The organism is Mesorhizobium loti (assembly GCA_014189435.1).
Lineage (GTDB): Bacteria > Pseudomonadota > Alphaproteobacteria > Rhizobiales > Rhizobiaceae > Mesorhizobium > Mesorhizobium loti_G.
The window spans coordinates 2,874,702-2,889,922 of sequence record CP050293.1 but is presented as its reverse complement, the minus strand read 5'-3'; the positions used below and the strand labels follow the sequence as shown (position 1 = coordinate 2,889,922).

14 protein-coding genes and 1 pseudogene are annotated in these 15,221 nt (G+C 62.1%); 10 read left to right on the top strand and 5 right to left on the bottom strand.

Annotated features, from left to right (window positions below; genetic code table 11):
* Position 1 precedes the first annotated feature (1 nt).
* On the top strand, positions 2–4,198 hold the full coding sequence (gene rpoC / locus HB777_14090) for a DNA-directed RNA polymerase subunit beta' (protein ID QND64907.1): 4,197 nt from the start codon (positions 2–4) through the stop codon (positions 4,196–4,198).
* A 107-nt stretch (positions 4,199–4,305) separates the two neighbouring features.
* Here rpoC and HB777_14085 read toward each other — a convergent pair whose 3' ends face one another.
* A complete protein-coding gene (locus tag HB777_14085; GenBank protein ID QND64906.1) occupies positions 4,306–4,518 on the bottom strand; it encodes a helix-turn-helix transcriptional regulator in 213 nt (70 codons plus the stop codon).
* Between the two features lie 13 nt (positions 4,519–4,531).
* On the bottom strand, positions 4,532–5,110 hold the full coding sequence (locus tag HB777_14080) for a DUF2975 domain-containing protein (protein QND64905.1): 579 nt from the start codon (positions 5,108–5,110) through the stop codon (positions 4,532–4,534).
* Between the two features lie 96 nt (positions 5,111–5,206).
* Between HB777_14080 and HB777_14075 the strand changes: the two genes are divergently transcribed.
* The gene (locus HB777_14075; protein QND64904.1) at positions 5,207–5,605 is read left to right on the top strand and encodes a chlorophyllide reductase; all 399 of its coding nucleotides are present in this window, start codon (positions 5,207–5,209) and stop codon (positions 5,603–5,605) included.
* A gap of 318 nt (positions 5,606–5,923) precedes the next feature.
* Here the strand turns inward: HB777_14075 and HB777_14070 are convergent, their stop codons facing one another.
* From HB777_14070 to HB777_14060, 3 genes and pseudogenes are all read right to left on the bottom strand, one after another.
* A complete protein-coding gene (locus HB777_14070; protein ID QND64903.1) occupies positions 5,924–6,850 on the bottom strand; it encodes a Gfo/Idh/MocA family oxidoreductase in 927 nt (308 codons plus the stop codon).
* Between the two features lie 89 nt (positions 6,851–6,939).
* Positions 6,940–8,053 (bottom strand): annotated as a pseudogene (locus HB777_14065) (PLP-dependent cysteine synthase family protein).
* A gap of 16 nt (positions 8,054–8,069) precedes the next feature.
* Positions 8,070–8,351, bottom strand: coding sequence for a transcriptional regulator (locus HB777_14060; protein ID QND64902.1), 282 nt, complete (start codon positions 8,349–8,351; stop codon positions 8,070–8,072).
* Positions 8,352–8,828: 477 nt separating this feature from the next.
* Here HB777_14060 and HB777_14055 point away from each other — a divergent pair, with 477 nt between their 5' ends.
* From HB777_14055 to HB777_14020, 8 genes are all read left to right on the top strand, one after another.
* Positions 8,829–9,200, top strand: coding sequence for a 30S ribosomal protein S12 (locus HB777_14055; GenBank protein ID QND64901.1), 372 nt, complete (start codon positions 8,829–8,831; stop codon positions 9,198–9,200).
* A gap of 60 nt (positions 9,201–9,260) precedes the next feature.
* Positions 9,261–9,731, top strand: coding sequence for a 30S ribosomal protein S7 (gene rpsG / locus HB777_14050; protein QND64900.1), 471 nt, complete (start codon positions 9,261–9,263; stop codon positions 9,729–9,731).
* A gap of 29 nt (positions 9,732–9,760) precedes the next feature.
* The gene (fusA, locus tag HB777_14045) at positions 9,761–11,851 is read left to right on the top strand and encodes an elongation factor G (GenBank protein QND64899.1); all 2,091 of its coding nucleotides are present in this window, start codon (positions 9,761–9,763) and stop codon (positions 11,849–11,851) included.
* Between the two features lie 98 nt (positions 11,852–11,949).
* Positions 11,950–13,125, top strand: coding sequence for an elongation factor Tu (gene tuf, locus HB777_14040; GenBank protein ID QND64898.1), 1,176 nt, complete (start codon positions 11,950–11,952; stop codon positions 13,123–13,125).
* Between the two features lie 69 nt (positions 13,126–13,194).
* Positions 13,195–13,503 carry a 30S ribosomal protein S10 gene (gene rpsJ, locus HB777_14035; protein ID QND64897.1) on the top strand — a complete coding sequence of 103 codons (309 nt, stop codon included), beginning with the start codon at positions 13,195–13,197 and terminating at the stop codon, positions 13,501–13,503.
* A 61-nt stretch (positions 13,504–13,564) separates the two neighbouring features.
* Entirely contained in the window at positions 13,565–14,293 is a 729-nt protein-coding gene (gene rplC, locus HB777_14030; protein QND64896.1) for a 50S ribosomal protein L3, read from the top strand.
* Positions 14,293–14,913 (top strand): 50S ribosomal protein L4, encoded by a 621-nt coding sequence (gene rplD, locus HB777_14025; GenBank protein ID QND64895.1) that lies wholly within the window; start codon positions 14,293–14,295, stop codon positions 14,911–14,913. Before rplC ends, rplD begins: the two co-directional genes overlap by 1 nt.
* Complete coding sequence (locus tag HB777_14020; protein ID QND64894.1) at positions 14,910–15,203, top strand: 50S ribosomal protein L23; 294 nt, start codon at positions 14,910–14,912, stop codon at positions 15,201–15,203. The genes rplD and HB777_14020 overlap by 4 nt, the downstream gene beginning before the upstream one ends.
* Positions 15,204–15,221 lie beyond the last annotated feature (18 nt).

The following is a 15,221-nucleotide window of genomic DNA, read 5'->3' as shown; positions in this document are numbered from 1 at the left end:
CATGAACCAAGAGGTCATGAATCTCTTCAATCCGCAGGCGCCTGCGCAGGTGTTCGATTCCATCCGGATATCGCTTGCCAGCCCTGAGAAGATTCTGTCCTGGTCTTTCGGCGAGATCAAGAAGCCGGAGACCATCAACTACCGCACCTTCAAGCCGGAGCGTGACGGTCTGTTCTGCGCGCGCATTTTTGGCCCGATCAAGGACTATGAGTGCCTGTGCGGTAAGTACAAGCGCATGAAGTACAAGGGCGTCATCTGCGAGAAGTGCGGCGTCGAAGTCACGCTGTCGCGCGTTCGCCGCGAGCGCATGGGCCATATCGAACTGGCCGCGCCCGTCGCCCATATCTGGTTCCTGAAGTCGCTGCCGTCGCGCATCGGCACGCTGCTCGACATGACCCTGAAGGACATCGAGCGCGTCCTCTACTTCGAGAACTACATCGTCACCGAACCTGGCCTCACCGCGCTGAAGGAGCACCAGCTGCTCAGCGAGGAAGAGTACATGATCGCCGTCGACGAGTATGGCGAGGATTCGTTCACCGCCATGATCGGCGCCGAGGCCATTCATGACCTCCTGGCCGGCATGGACCTGGAGAAGATCGCCGGCGACCTGCGTTCGGAACTGGCTTCGACCACCTCCGAGCTGAAGCAGAAGAAGTATCTGAAGCGGCTCAAGGTCGTCGAGAACTTCATGGAATCCGGCAACCGTCCGGAATGGATGATCATGAAGGTGGTCCCGGTGATCCCGCCGGACCTGCGCCCGCTTGTCCCGCTGGACGGCGGCCGCTTCGCCACGTCGGATCTGAACGACCTCTATCGCCGTGTCATCAACCGCAACAACCGTCTGAAGCGGCTGATCGAGCTGCGCGCCCCCGGCATCATCGTGCGCAATGAAAAGCGCATGCTGCAGGAAGCCGTCGATGCGCTGTTCGACAACGGCCGTCGCGGCCGTGTCATCACCGGCGCCAACAAGCGCCCGCTGAAGTCGCTGTCCGACATGCTCAAGGGCAAGCAGGGCCGGTTCCGTCAGAACCTGCTCGGCAAGCGCGTCGACTATTCCGGCCGCTCGGTCATCGTCACCGGTCCGGAGCTCAAGCTGCACCAGTGCGGCCTGCCCAAGAAGATGGCGCTCGAACTGTTCAAGCCCTTCATCTACGCCCGTCTCGACGCCAAGGGTTATTCCTCGACCGTCAAGCAGGCGAAGAAGCTGGTCGAAAAGGAACGTCCGGAAGTCTGGGATATCCTCGACGAGGTCATCCGCGAGCATCCGGTGCTGTTGAACCGTGCGCCGACGCTGCACCGTCTCGGCATCCAGGCGTTCGAGCCGATCCTGATCGAAGGCAAGGCGATCCAGCTGCATCCGCTGGTCTGCACGGCCTTCAACGCCGACTTCGACGGTGACCAGATGGCCGTTCACGTGCCGCTGTCGCTGGAAGCGCAGCTTGAAGCCCGCGTGCTGATGATGTCGACCAACAACATCCTGCACCCGGCTTCCGGCGCGCCGATCATCGTGCCGTCGCAGGACATGGTTCTGGGTCTCTACTATCTCTCGATCGTCAACCAGAACGAGCCGGGCGAAGGCATGGTGTTTGCCGACATGGGCGAACTCCAGCACGCGCTCGAGACCAAGGCGGTGACGCTGCACTCCAAGATCAAGGGTCGTTTCCGCACGGTCGACGCCGAAGGCAAGGTCGTGTCGAAGATCCATGACACCACCCCTGGCCGCATGATCATCGGCGAGCTTCTGCCGAAGAACGTCAACGTGCCTTACGAGACCGCCAACCAGGAGATGACCAAGAAGAACATCTCCAAGATGATCGACACCGTCTACCGCCACTGCGGTCAGAAGGAGACGGTCATTTTCTGCGACCGCATCATGGCACTCGGCTTCAGCCATGCCTGCCGCGCCGGCATTTCGTTCGGCAAGGACGACATGCTGATCCCGGACGCCAAGATCAAGCTGGTCTCCGACACCGAGGCTTTGGCCAAGGAATACGAGCAGCAGTACAATGACGGTCTGATCACGCAGGGCGAGAAGTACAACAAGGTCGTCGACGCCTGGGCCAAGTGCTCGGAAAAGGTCGCCGACGAAATGATGGCCCGCATCAAGGCGGTCGAGTTCGAGGACAATGGCCGTCAAAAGCCGATGAACTCGATCTACATGATGTCGCACTCCGGTGCGCGTGGCTCGCCCACCCAGATGCGTCAGCTTGCCGGCATGCGCGGCCTTATGGCCAAGCCGTCGGGTGAAATCATCGAGACGCCGATCATCTCGAACTTCAAGGAAGGCCTGACCGTGCTCGAGTACTTCAACTCGACCCACGGCGCCCGCAAGGGTCTGGCCGACACCGCCTTGAAGACGGCGAACTCGGGTTACCTCACCCGTCGTCTGGTCGACGTGGCGCAGGATTGCATCGTCAACTCCGTCGACTGCGGCACCGACAAGGGCCTCACCATGCAGCCGATCGTCGATGCCGGTCAGGTCGTCGCTTCGGTCGGCCAGCGCGTGCTGGGTCGTACGTCGCTCGACGACATCACCCATCCGGTGTCGGGCGAGATCCTGGTCAAGGCCGGAACGCTGATGGACGAGCGTGACGTGGAACAGATCGAAAAGGCCGGCGTCCAGTCGGTCCGCATCCGCTCGGCATTGACTTGCGAAGTCAGGGTTGGCGTCTGCGCGGTCTGCTACGGTCGCGATCTTGCCCGCGGCACCCCGGTCAACCAGGGTGAAGCTGTCGGCGTCATCGCGGCGCAGTCGATCGGCGAGCCGGGCACCCAGCTCACCATGCGCACCTTCCACATGGGCGGTACCGCGCAGGTGGTGGACAGCTCGTTCCTTGAAGCCTCGTATGAGGGCAAGGTCGAGATCCGCAACCGCAACGTGGTGCGCAACTCCGACGGCCAGCAGATGGTCATGGGCCGCAACATGGCGGTGCTGATCCTAGACGAAGCCGGCAAGGAGCGTGCCTCGCACCGTCTCACCTATGGTTCGCGCATCTTCGTGGACGATGGCGACAAGGTGAAGCGCGGCCAGCGTATCGCCGAATGGGATCCCTATACCCGTCCGGTCCTCACCGAAATCGAGGGCAGGGTGTCGTACGAGGATCTGGTCGACGGCATTTCCGTCCAGGAAACGGCCGACGAGTCGACCGGCATCACCAAGCGTGAGGTCATCGACTGGCGCTCGACGCCACGCGGCAACGATCTGAAGCCGGCGATTGCCATCCAGGACTCCAAGGGCAAGGTCGGCAAGCTGTCGAAGGGTGGCGACGCCCGCTTCCTGCTCTCGGTCGAGGCCATTCTTTCGGTCGAGCCGGGCTCGCAGGTTCGCCCCGGCGACGTGCTGGCGCGTATTCCGATGGAAAGCGCCAAGACCAAGGACATCACCGGCGGTCTGCCGCGTGTTGCCGAACTGTTCGAGGCCCGTCGTCCGAAGGATCACGCCATCATCGCCGAGATCGACGGCACGATCCGTTTCGGCCGCGACTACAAGAACAAGCGTCGCATCATCATCGAGCCGCATGACTCGACGCTTGAGCCGGTCGAATACCTGATCCCGAAGGGCAAGCCGTTCCATCTCCAGGACGGCGACGTCATCGAGAAGGGCGACTACATCCTCGACGGCAATCCGGCGCCGCACGACATCCTGGCGATCAAGGGCGTGGAGGCACTTGCTTCCTACCTCGTCAACGAGATCCAGGAAGTCTACCGTCTGCAGGGCGTGTCGATCAACGACAAGCACATCGAGGTGATCGTTCGCCAGATGCTGCAGAAGGTCGAGATCACGGTGCAGGGCGACTCGACCTACATCCCGGGCGATCATGTCGACGTGATCGAGCTGGAAGAGGTCAACGAGCGTCTGGTCGAGGACGGCAAGAAGCCGGCCGAAGGCCTGCCGGTGCTGCTCGGCATCACCAAGGCATCGCTGCAGACGCCGTCCTTCATCTCGGCCGCCTCCTTCCAGGAGACGACCCGAGTGCTGACGGAAGCCGCTGTTGCCGGCAAGACCGACATGCTGCAGGGCTTGAAGGAAAACGTCATCGTCGGCCGGCTGATCCCGGCTGGCACCGGCGGCACGATGAGCCAGATCCGGCGCATCGCCACCTCGCGCGACGAACTGATCATCGACGAGCGCCGCAAGGCCTCCGGTGTGGAAGTCGCCGAGCCGATGCTGGCCGACATGACAACCGCCGCGCAGTAAGCGCGGCGGCCAAAAAAAAGATAGAGCGGTTCATCGTTTCGATGAACCGCTCTAGGAATCTCAGGCAACAAGGCCGTCGGGGCAACCCGGCGGCCTATTTGTTTGTGCTATTCGGACTGCCTCTCGAAGCGAAGCAGATCGCCCGGCTGACAGTCGAGGTAGTCGCAGATGCGCTCCAGCGTGTCGAACCGGATACCCTTGACCTTTCCCTGCTTCAAAAGGGAAAGATTGGCCTCGGTGATGCCGACATATTCGGCCAGGTCCTTTGACTTCACGTTTCGTTCGGCGAGGACGACATTGAGCCTGACCCTTATGGGCATGAGCTGATCCTCATCAGATGAACTGCGCGTTTTCTTCGGCGAGTGCCGATGCCTCGGCCATGACCCAGGTGATGACAGCGACGATGCAAGCTGCCAGCAAGGCCAGCATCGTGTCGCTGTCGAGACCGAGCGTCAGCCGGTGCTGGCCGGCAGGCGCGTCCCAGCTCAAGAGAACGGACAATGCCGCCGCCGAAACCGGTTTCAGCAAGGCGGATGCCAGCAGGCCGAGGCCAAAGTATCGCAAATTGCTGATGGCGCCCTGACCGAAGAAGTTTCCGGACGCGAAAGCGCCGAAGCAGCGTCTGACGGCCATGAGCGCGAAGACAAGGCAAGCGAGCGGCACGAACGAGATCGCGAACCCGATCAGTCTTCGACCGAGGCCAAGCTCGCTCAGCCATTCCTGCGGGATCTGCGCATCGGCCGCGATCGAACCGGCGGAAACGCTGAGCCAGTAGAACAGCAGACCAATGGTCAGCAGCATGGCGAGGACGACAAAACACCTCGCCAGCACCAGGCTGAAAAGGCGGATGCGTTTCAATCTGGCTTGGCGGGCAGGATCGGCGGCGGCAGCCGTGATGGCGGGTTCAATCATTGGAAGTCTCGCTCTATCGAAAGAAATTATCGTTTTACAACAATTAATTTATGCACAATGATGATTCTTGTCAATTCCACCTCACAGGAGAAACCTATGCCTTCGTTCAAACGCGAGATTGCGGTGGCCGCCATTGTTGTTGTGACGGCGTTCATGACGCCTTTTGCCGCCGTCGCCCTTCCATCGACCGCGACAGGTCGGATATCGGTGGGGCAGGTGATGGAGATGATCGACAAGGCCGGTACGAGCCCGATCGCCAGGCAAACGCTTGTCGCCTATGTCGCCGGGGTTGGCGAAGCCGCCGGCGTGATCGTCGACACGATCGGCAAGGGCGGCCTCGTCTCCTGCAAGAGTTCTTTCAGCCTGGATACAGGCGCGGTGCGCGCCGCCCTTGAAGCGGGCGCGCCCCGTCAGGGCGACTGGTCCCAGACACCGGCCACGCCATTGATCATTGCCGACATGGTCAAGCGCGCCGGTTGCAGGACCAAGATTTGAGTCAAGCGATCCGCTGGATCTCAGTCGCGCGACAATCCGGTCGCGCGACTATCAGGACCAACTCGGTCGTACTCACTTGTCATCGGCTGTTCGTTCGACGACCGGCTTCCCCCAATCCGTCGCTGCTTTGCAGCGCCACCTTTCCCCCTCGGAGGGAAAGGAAGCCGCGTCGGACGAGCGTTGGTGGCAATAGGTTCGCGCCCTTCCTCTACCCCGTCGATCGGGGAGAGGTGGCTCGGCGTAGCCGAGACGGAGTGGGGGTCGACCTGGCACGAGCGTGCATTCACGCCAGGTCCGCGATCCCGTCGCGTGCACAAATCAATCGAAAAACGCCTCCACCACGTTGCGCTTGCCGAGCATGAAGGCGTCAGCGACATGCTGGAGCGGGGCCAGATCGACATCGGAGACGCCAGCGCGCACGATTTCGGCAAAGCGCCGGTAGAGCATCGGGTACTCGGCCTCCGGCTCGTCATGAACCACCTTGCCATCAACGGCGAGCTTGGTGCCGCCGCCCGAAAGCACCATCGCGCCCTTGTCGGTGTCGGCCAGGATGTCCCAGCTTTGCGGACCTGTTTGCAGCCAGTCGAGGTCCATAGTCACCGGCAACCCATTCGAGGTGCGGAAGGTGACGCGCGCGGCAACCGGGGATGCGCGGTTTTCGGGGAAATCCAGAACCGCCGAAATGATGAACATCGGCGGCAGGATATGGGTGGCAATCGACAGCGCGTTGATGCCGGGATCGAAGACGCCGAAACCGCCGGGGGTCCAGATCCACTCCTGGTTCGGGTGCCAGCGGCGCACGTCTTCCTTCCAGTTGATGGCGGCCGACCTGATCTTGGTCGAGTTCAGGAAGGCACGCGCCGCCTCGACCGCCGGCGCATAGCGCGAGTGCCAGCTGGCGAACAGCGAGACGCCGTTCTGCGCGGCCAACGCCTTGAGGTCCTCGACCTCGCTGACAGTGGCGCCTGGCGGCTTCTCCAGGAAGACATGCTTCTTCGCCATCAGCGCCGTCCGCGCCGCGTCGTAGCGGAACTGCGGCGGCATGCAGAGCGATACGGCCTCGAGCTCGGGCACGGCGTCTAGCATGGCTTCGATATCAGGGAAATTCGGGATGTTTTCCACCTTGCCATGCCGGCTGGCGGCGGCGATGAGGCGATAGTTCGGGTCTTTCGCCAGGGCCGGCAGGTGCTGGTCGCGGACGATCTTGCCGACGCCGACGATGCCTATCTTGATGGGCTGGGACACGGTCGCTCCGTCTGTTGAGTGAGGAAGAGCGTTTCTTATCAGAACACTTGCTCCGGGCAAGCCGGAGCCGGCACGCTTAAGCCGAAAGGTCAGCCCCAGCTTTCCTCGAACTGCAGCGCCAGCTTTTCGCCGGCTAGAAAGGCCTCGATGGCCGCTTCGAAATGAGAGGGGTCGAGGCCGTTCGCGCCCAGCCAGTCGTCGGAATAATAGGTGTTGGCATAGCGGTCGCCCGAATCGCAGATCAACGTCACCAGCGAGCCGGCTTTCCTCGCCTCAACCATGCGCGCCGCCTGAAAGCACATGGCGACGAAGTTGGTGCCGGTCGACCCGCCGACACGGCGGCCAAGCCGGCGCGACAACACCCGCATCGCCGCCAGCGACATCGCGTCCGGCACCCGCAGCATGTGATCGATGACGCCGGGGACGAAGGATGGTTCGACGCGCGGCCGGCCGATACCCTCGATGCGCGACGGCTGCTCGCAGCGGCAGTCACGGTCATGCGTGGCAAAGCTGTCGAAGAAGGCCGAGCGCTCGACGTCCGCGACCGACAGCCGTGTTGCATGCCGCTTGTAGCGCAGATAGCGGCCGATCGTGGCGGTGGTGCCGCCGGTGCCGGCGCTCATGACGATCCAAGTCGGGATCGGATGCTGCTCCTCGCGCATCTGACCGAAGATGGAATCGGCGATGTTGTTGTTGCCGCGCCAGTCGGTGGCGCGCTCGGCATGGGTGAACTGGTCCATGAAATGACCGCCAAGCCGTGCCGCGAGTTCAGCCGACTCGGCATAGATGCGACGGCCGTCGTCGATGAAATGGCACTTGCCGCCATAGTGCTCGATCGCGGTGATCTTTTCGCGCGAGGTCGCTCTCGGCATCACGGCATAGAACGGCACGCCGATCATGCGGGCGAAATAGGCTTCCGATACCGCCGTCGAGCCCGACGACGCCTCGATCACTGGCGAGCCTTCACGGATGAGGCCGTTGCACAGCGCATAGAGGAACAGCGAACGCGCCAGCCGATGCTTCAGGCTGCCGGTCGGATGGGTCGATCTCGTCCTTGAGGTAGAAGTCGATGCCAGCCAGTGCCGGCAGGTCCAGCTTCCAGAGATGCGTATCGGCCGAGCGGTGCTGGTCGGCTTCGATCGCGGCGACCGCCCGATCGGCCCAGGCCCGGGAGGCAGGTCCAACAGCTCTTGATCCTGCCATGATCGGCGCCCTGGTTTCAGATCGGCACGTCGAAGGTGACGATCGACACTTCACCTTCGAGCGCGCCCTGGAAGGCGGAGATATGCGGCTCTTCGTCGGGTATGCCGTCCATGTCGCCGATCTGGTCGAGTTCGGCCTCGGCGTAACCTTCGGCCGCAAGCGATTCGAGTGCCCGGCGCACCGCCGAATCGTCATCGGGCGCGACCAGCATCACATGCACGCCTTCCGGCTTGCCGCCTTTTTTCTTCCACACCCGGCCGGTGATGATGGTGACCGGGCGTTCGTCATTGTCGTTCACGGGTCGATTCCTCTTGGCAAGATTCGGGCGGGCGAGGGGCCTTTGACTGCTCATGCGGCCTTTTCGCATGAAGCAGGGCCGTGCAACAGCCAGAAGCCGGTCACTTTCTTCCTCGTCCTTGCAAAACGGCGAAAGAAAATTACATGCGGTTTTCGCATGGCTGCCAAGCCCCGGCTTCAATGCAATATTTGCCGCGCCGGGCTTGACGGTTCATGGGCTTGCTAGTAGAAGCCGCCCAGTCAGAACCGATGTGAGGCTCTCCCTTCCGAAGCGACACGCTTTGGAGTTTGCCTCAAACAGGGTTCGTTTTACGAGCGAAAAGACATTTCCGGCGTGCACGAAGCGGCTTCCGCTTCCTCTGCCATTTGTTCGGGCAAGACCGCGAGGCGCGGTTTATGGCCCGAATTTGCGTATGGAAATGACGCTTTGAGCGGCCCTGACCGGGCGAGACACGGAATTGAGAGACAAGAGGGTTGAATGCCTACCGTCAACCAGCTGATCCGCAAGCCGCGCATTGCGCCGGTGAAGCGCAACAAGGTCCCGGCCATGCAGCAGAACCCGCAGAAGCGGGGTGTTTGCACGCGCGTCTATACAACGACGCCGAAGAAGCCGAACTCGGCGCTGCGCAAGGTGGCCAAGATCCGCCTGACCAATGGTTTTGAAGTGATCGGGTACATCCCCGGCGAAGGCCACAACCTTCAGGAACACTCCGTGGTGATGATCCGCGGCGGCCGCGTCAAGGATCTTCCGGGCGTTCGCTACCACATCATCCGCGGCGTGCTCGACACGCAGGGTGTGAAGAACCGCAAGCAGCGCCGTTCGAAGTACGGCGCCAAGCGTCCGAAGTAAGATTTTCCGGCCTTGGCGCTCCTTGAGTGCGTCGGGCTATGAGATTGAGAGACAAAAGCCATGTCGCGTCGTCACAGTGCAGAAAAGCGTGAGATCAATCCGGACCCGAAGTTCGGCGATCTGATCGTCACCAAGTTCATGAACGCCGTCATGTATGACGGCAAGAAGTCGGTCGCCGAGACCATCGTCTACGGCGCGCTCGACCAGGTTCAGTCGAAGACCAAGCAAGAGCCGGTCACCGTCTTCCATCAGGCGCTCGACAATGTCGCGCCGCATGTGGAAGTGCGTTCGCGTCGTGTCGGCGGCGCCACCTACCAGGTTCCGGTCGACGTGCGCCCCGAGCGCCGTCAGGCATTGGCCATTCGCTGGCTGATCGCCGCGGCTCGCAATCGCAACGAGACCACGATGGTCGACCGCCTCTCCGGCGAGCTGATGGACGCGGCCAACAACCGCGGCACGGCCGTCAAGAAGCGTGAAGACACCCACAAGATGGCTGAAGCCAACCGCGCTTTCGCGCACTACCGCTGGTAAAGCGCGAACGAGACTGAGAGGCAGCTACGATGGCCCGCGAATACAAAATCGAAGACTACCGCAATTTCGGTATCATGGCGCATATTGACGCCGGCAAGACGACGACCACCGAGCGCGTCCTCTATTACACGGGCAAGTCGCACAAGATCGGCGAAGTCCACGACGGCGCTGCCACCATGGATTGGATGGAGCAGGAGCAGGAGCGCGGCATCACCATCACGTCCGCCGCGACCACGACCTTCTGGAAGGGTCGCAGCGGCAAGATGTACCGCTTCAACATCATCGACACCCCCGGCCACGTCGACTTCACCATCGAAGTCGAGCGTTCGCTGCGCGTTCTCGACGGCGCCATAGCGCTGCTCGATGCCAATGCCGGTGTCGAGCCGCAGACGGAAACCGTCTGGCGTCAGGCCGACAAGTATCGCGTTCCGCGCATGATCTTCTGCAACAAGATGGACAAGATCGGCGCCGACTTCTACCGCTCGGTCGAGATGATCGGTTCGCGCCTCGGTGCGCATGCCGTTGTCATGCAGCTGCCGATCGGCGCCGAGACCGAGTTCAAGGGTGTTGTCGACCTCGTCGAGATGAACGCGCTGGTCTGGCGCGACGAGACGCTGGGCGCTGCCTGGGACATCGTCGAGATCCCGGACGACCTCAAGGCTCGTGCCGAAGAATACCGCGAGAAGATGATCGAGGCCGCCGTCGAAATGGACGAGACGGCGCTTGAGAATTACCTCGAAGGCAAGATGCCGTCGAATGACGAGATCCGCGCGCTGATCCGCAAGGGCACCATCGCGGTGAAGTTCTACCCGATGTTCTGTGGCTCGGCCTTCAAGAACAAGGGCGTACAGCCGCTGCTCGACGCCGTCGTCGAATATCTGCCGTCGCCGGCCGACGTTCCGGCCATCAAGGGCGTCGATGCCAAGACCGACGCCGAGATCGAGCGTCATGCCGACGACAACGAGCCGCTGTCGATGCTCGCCTTCAAGATCATGAACGACCCGTTCGTCGGTTCGCTGACCTTTGCCCGCATCTATTCGGGCAAGCTCACCAAGGGCATCTCGGTCGACAACACCGTGAAGGGCAAGAAAGAGCGCATCGGCCGCATGCTGCAGATGCATGCGAATTCGCGCGCCGACGTCGAAGAGGCTTTTGCCGGCGACATCGTTGCTCTTGCCGGTCTCAAGGACACGACCACCGGCGACACGCTCAGTGATCCGCTGCATCCGGTCATCCTCGAGCGCATGGAATTCCCCGATCCGGTCATCCAGATCGCCATCGAGCCGAAGACCAAGAACGACCAGGAAAAGATGGGCCTCGCCCTTCACCGCCTGGCCGCCGAGGATCCGTCCTTCCGCGTCAAGACCGACGAGGAAAGCGGCCAGACCATCATTTCCGGCATGGGCGAACTTCACCTCGACATCATCGTCGACCGCATGCGTCGCGAGTTCAAGGTCGAGGCCAATGTCGGTGCGCCGCAGGTGGCCTATCGCGAGACGATCACCCGCAAGCATGAGCAGGATTACACGCACAAGAAGCAGACCGGCGGTACCGGTCAGTTCGCTCGCGTCAAGATCGTCTTCGAGCCGAACCCGGACAGCAGCGAGTTCGAGTTCGATACCAAGATCGTCGGCGGCGCCGTGCCGAAGGAATACATCCCGGGTGTCGAAAAGGGCATCAACAGCGTCATGACCTCGGGTCCGTTCGCGGGCTTCCCGATGATCGGCGTCAAGGCGACGCTGATCGACGGCGCTTACCACGATGTCGACTCCAGCGTTCTGGCCTTCGAAATCGCCGGCCGCGCCTGCTTCCGTGAAGCAGCACCCAAGCTTAGTGTGCAGCTGCTCGAGCCGATCATGAAGGTCGAAGTCGTGACGCCGGAAGACTACGTCGGCAGCGTCATCGGCGATCTGAACGGTCGTCGTGGCCAGATCCAGGGCCAGGAAGCGCGTGGCGTTGCAGTGGTCATCAACGCGATGGTGCCGCTCGCCAACATGTTCAAGTACGTCGACAATTTGCGCTCGATGAGCCAGGGCCGTGCGGCCTACACGATGCAGTTCGATCACTACGAGCCGGTCCCGACCGCAGTGGCCCAGGAAGTCCAGAAGAAATACGCGTAAGGGTTCCTTAGCCACCGGGTCGCGCCCCTCGCGCGGTGCCGGATCTGAAGAGCGAATAACAATTTCCCCCAAGCGGGTAGAATAGACGGAGAACGATTATGGCCAAAGGTAAATTCGAGCGTAACAAGCCTCACGTGAACATCGGCACGATTGGCCACGTCGACCATGGCAAGACGTCGCTGACGGCGGCGATCACCAAGTATTTTGGCGAATACAAGCGCTACGACCAGATCGACGCTGCCCCTGAAGAAAAGGCGCGCGGCATCACGATCTCGACGGCGCACGTCGAATACGAGACGGCCAACCGCCACTACGCTCACGTCGACTGCCCCGGCCACGCCGACTATGTGAAGAACATGATCACCGGTGCCGCGCAGATGGACGGCGCGATCCTGGTCGTGTCGGCTGCCGACGGCCCAATGCCGCAGACCCGCGAGCACATCCTGCTTGCCCGTCAGGTCGGCGTGCCGTCGATCGTGGTGTTCCTCAACAAGGTCGACCAGGTCGACGACGCCGAGCTGCTCGAACTGGTCGAGCTCGAGGTTCGCGAGCTTCTGACCAAGAACGAGTTCCCCGGCGACGACATTCCGATCGTCAAGGGTTCGGCTCTGGCTGCTCTTGAAGACACCGACAAGAAGATCGGTGAAGACGCGATCCGCGAGCTGATGGCTGCGGTCGATGCCTACATTCCGACGCCGGTTCGTCCGCTCGACAAGCCGTTCCTGATGCCGATCGAAGACGTGTTCTCGATCTCGGGCCGCGGCACGGTTGTCACGGGTCGCGTCGAGCGTGGCATTGTCAAGGTCGGCGAGGAACTCGAGATCATCGGCATCCGTCCGACGACCAAGACGACCTGCACCGGCGTCGAGATGTTCCGCAAGCTGCTCGATCAGGGCCAGGCTGGCGACAACATCGGCGCGCTGCTGCGCGGCGTTGATCGTGAAGGTGTCGAGCGTGGCCAGGTTCTGGCGAAGCCCGGTACGGTGAAGCCGCACAAGAAGTTCGTGGCTGAAGCCTACATCCTGACCAAGGACGAAGGTGGCCGTCATACGCCGTTCTTCACCAACTACCGTCCGCAGTTCTACTTCCGCACGACGGACGTGACCGGCATCGTGTCGCTGCCGGAAGGCACCGAGATGGTGATGCCGGGCGACAACATCACGGTCGATGTCGAGCTGATCGTGCCGATCGCCATGGAAGAGAAGCTGCGCTTCGCCATCCGTGAAGGCGGCCGCACCGTCGGTGCCGGCATCGTCGTCACCATCAAAGAGTAATTTGGACTTAAACCGATCTGTCGCGGGCGCGGGAGTTGCCCGCGCCGCGCCAGAACAAGGAAGTGACGCATGAACGGACAGAATATCCGCATCCGCCTGAAGGCGTTTGACCACCGCGTGCTCGACGCCTCGACGAAGGAAATCGTGTCGACGGCCAAGCGTACCGGCGCAAACGTCCGCGGCCCCATTCCGCTGCCGACGCGGATCGAAAAGTTTACGGTCAACCGGTCGCCTCACGTCGACAAGAAGAGCCGCGAGCAGTTCGAGATGCGCACGCACAAGCGTCTGCTCGACATCGTCGATCCGACCCCGCAGACCGTCGATGCTTTGATGAAGCTCGATCTGGCCGCCGGCGTCGACGTCGAGATCAAGCTCTAAGGGAATGAGAGCGCGGTAAGGGGCGGTGCCCCTGGCCCGGAACTCTAAAGGAATTGAACCGATGCGTTCAGGTGTGATTGCAAAGAAGGTGGGAATGACCCGCATCTACAACGATGCCGGGGAACATGTTCCCGTCACCGTTCTCCTGATGGAGAACTGCCAGGTCGTGGCCCAGCGCACGCAAGAGAAGAATGGCTACACCGCCGTTCAGCTCGGCGTTGGCCTGGCCAAGGTGAAGAACACGTCGAAGGCGATGCGCGGCCATTTCGCGACCGCTTCCGTCGAGCCGAAGGCGAAGGTCGCCGAGTTCCGCGTCTCCGCCGACAACATGATCGATGTCGGCGCCGAGATCACCGTCGAGCACTTCGTCGCCGGCCAGAAGGTCGATGTGACGGGCACGACGATCGGCAAGGGTTTCCAGGGCGTCATCAAGCGCCACCACATGGGCGGTGGCCGTGCAACGCACGGTAACTCGGTTTCGCACCGTACGCACGGTTCGACCGGCCAGCGCCAGGACCCGGGCAAGGTGTTCAAGGGCAAGCATATGGCTGGCCACATGGGCGACGTCAGGGTCACCACGCAGAATGTCGAGATCGTATCGACCGACGCCGACCGCGGCCTGATCCTGATCCGCGGTGCGGTTCCCGGATCGAAGGGCGCCTGGATCCTGGTCCGCGATGCGGCCAAGGTGGCACTGCCGGCCAATGCGCCGAAGCCTGCCGCGATCCGCGCCGTTGCTGCCGAAAGTGGCGCCAAGAACGAGGCTCCGGCCACAGAGGGAGCGGAATAATGGATCTCAAGATCACAACGCTGGGCGGCAAGGACGCCGGCAAGCTGGAACTCTCCGACGAGATTTTCGGCCTTGATCCGCGCGAAGACATCCTGCAGCGCGTCGTGCGCTGGCAGCTTGCCAAGAAGCAGCAGGGCACGCACAAGACCAAGGGTCGCGCCGAGATCGCGCGCACCGGCGCCAAGATGTACAAGCAGAAGGGTACGGGCCGCGCCCGTCACCATTCGGCACGCGCTCCGCAGTTCCGCGGCGGCGGCAAGGCCCACGGCCCGGTCGTTCGCAGCCACGAGCACGAACTGCCGAAGAAGGTTCGTGCGCTCGGCCTCAAGCATGCTCTCTCGGCCAAGGCCAAGAGCGCGTCGATTATCATCATCGACGAGCTGAAGCTGACCGAGGCCAAGACGAAGGCGCTGATCGCGAATTTCGCGACGCTGGGCCTGACCAACGCTTTGCTGATCGGCGGCGCCGAGCTTGACAAGAACTTCAAGCTGGCGGCGACGAACATCCCCAACATCGACGTGCTGCCCATCCAGGGCATCAACGTCTACGACATTCTGCGCCGCGGCACGCTGGTCCTTTCGAAGGCCGCCGTCGAGGCTCTCGAGGAGCGCTTTAAATGACCGACCTTCGTCACTACGACGTGATCGTCTCGCCGGCGATCACTGAAAAGTCGACCATGGCCTCCGAGCAGAACCAGGTCGTCTTCAACGTCGCCAAGAAGGCGTCGAAGCCGGAAATCAAGGCCGCCGTCGAAGCGCTGTTCGGCGTCAAGGTGATGGCCGTGAACACGCTTGTCCGCAAGGGCAAGATCAAGCGCTTCCGTGGCACGGTTGGCCGCCAGAGCGACGTCAAGAAGGCGATTGTGACGCTGGCCGATGGCCAGTCGATCGACGTCGCGACGGGTCTCTGAGCAAGGCCGCGAGGACAG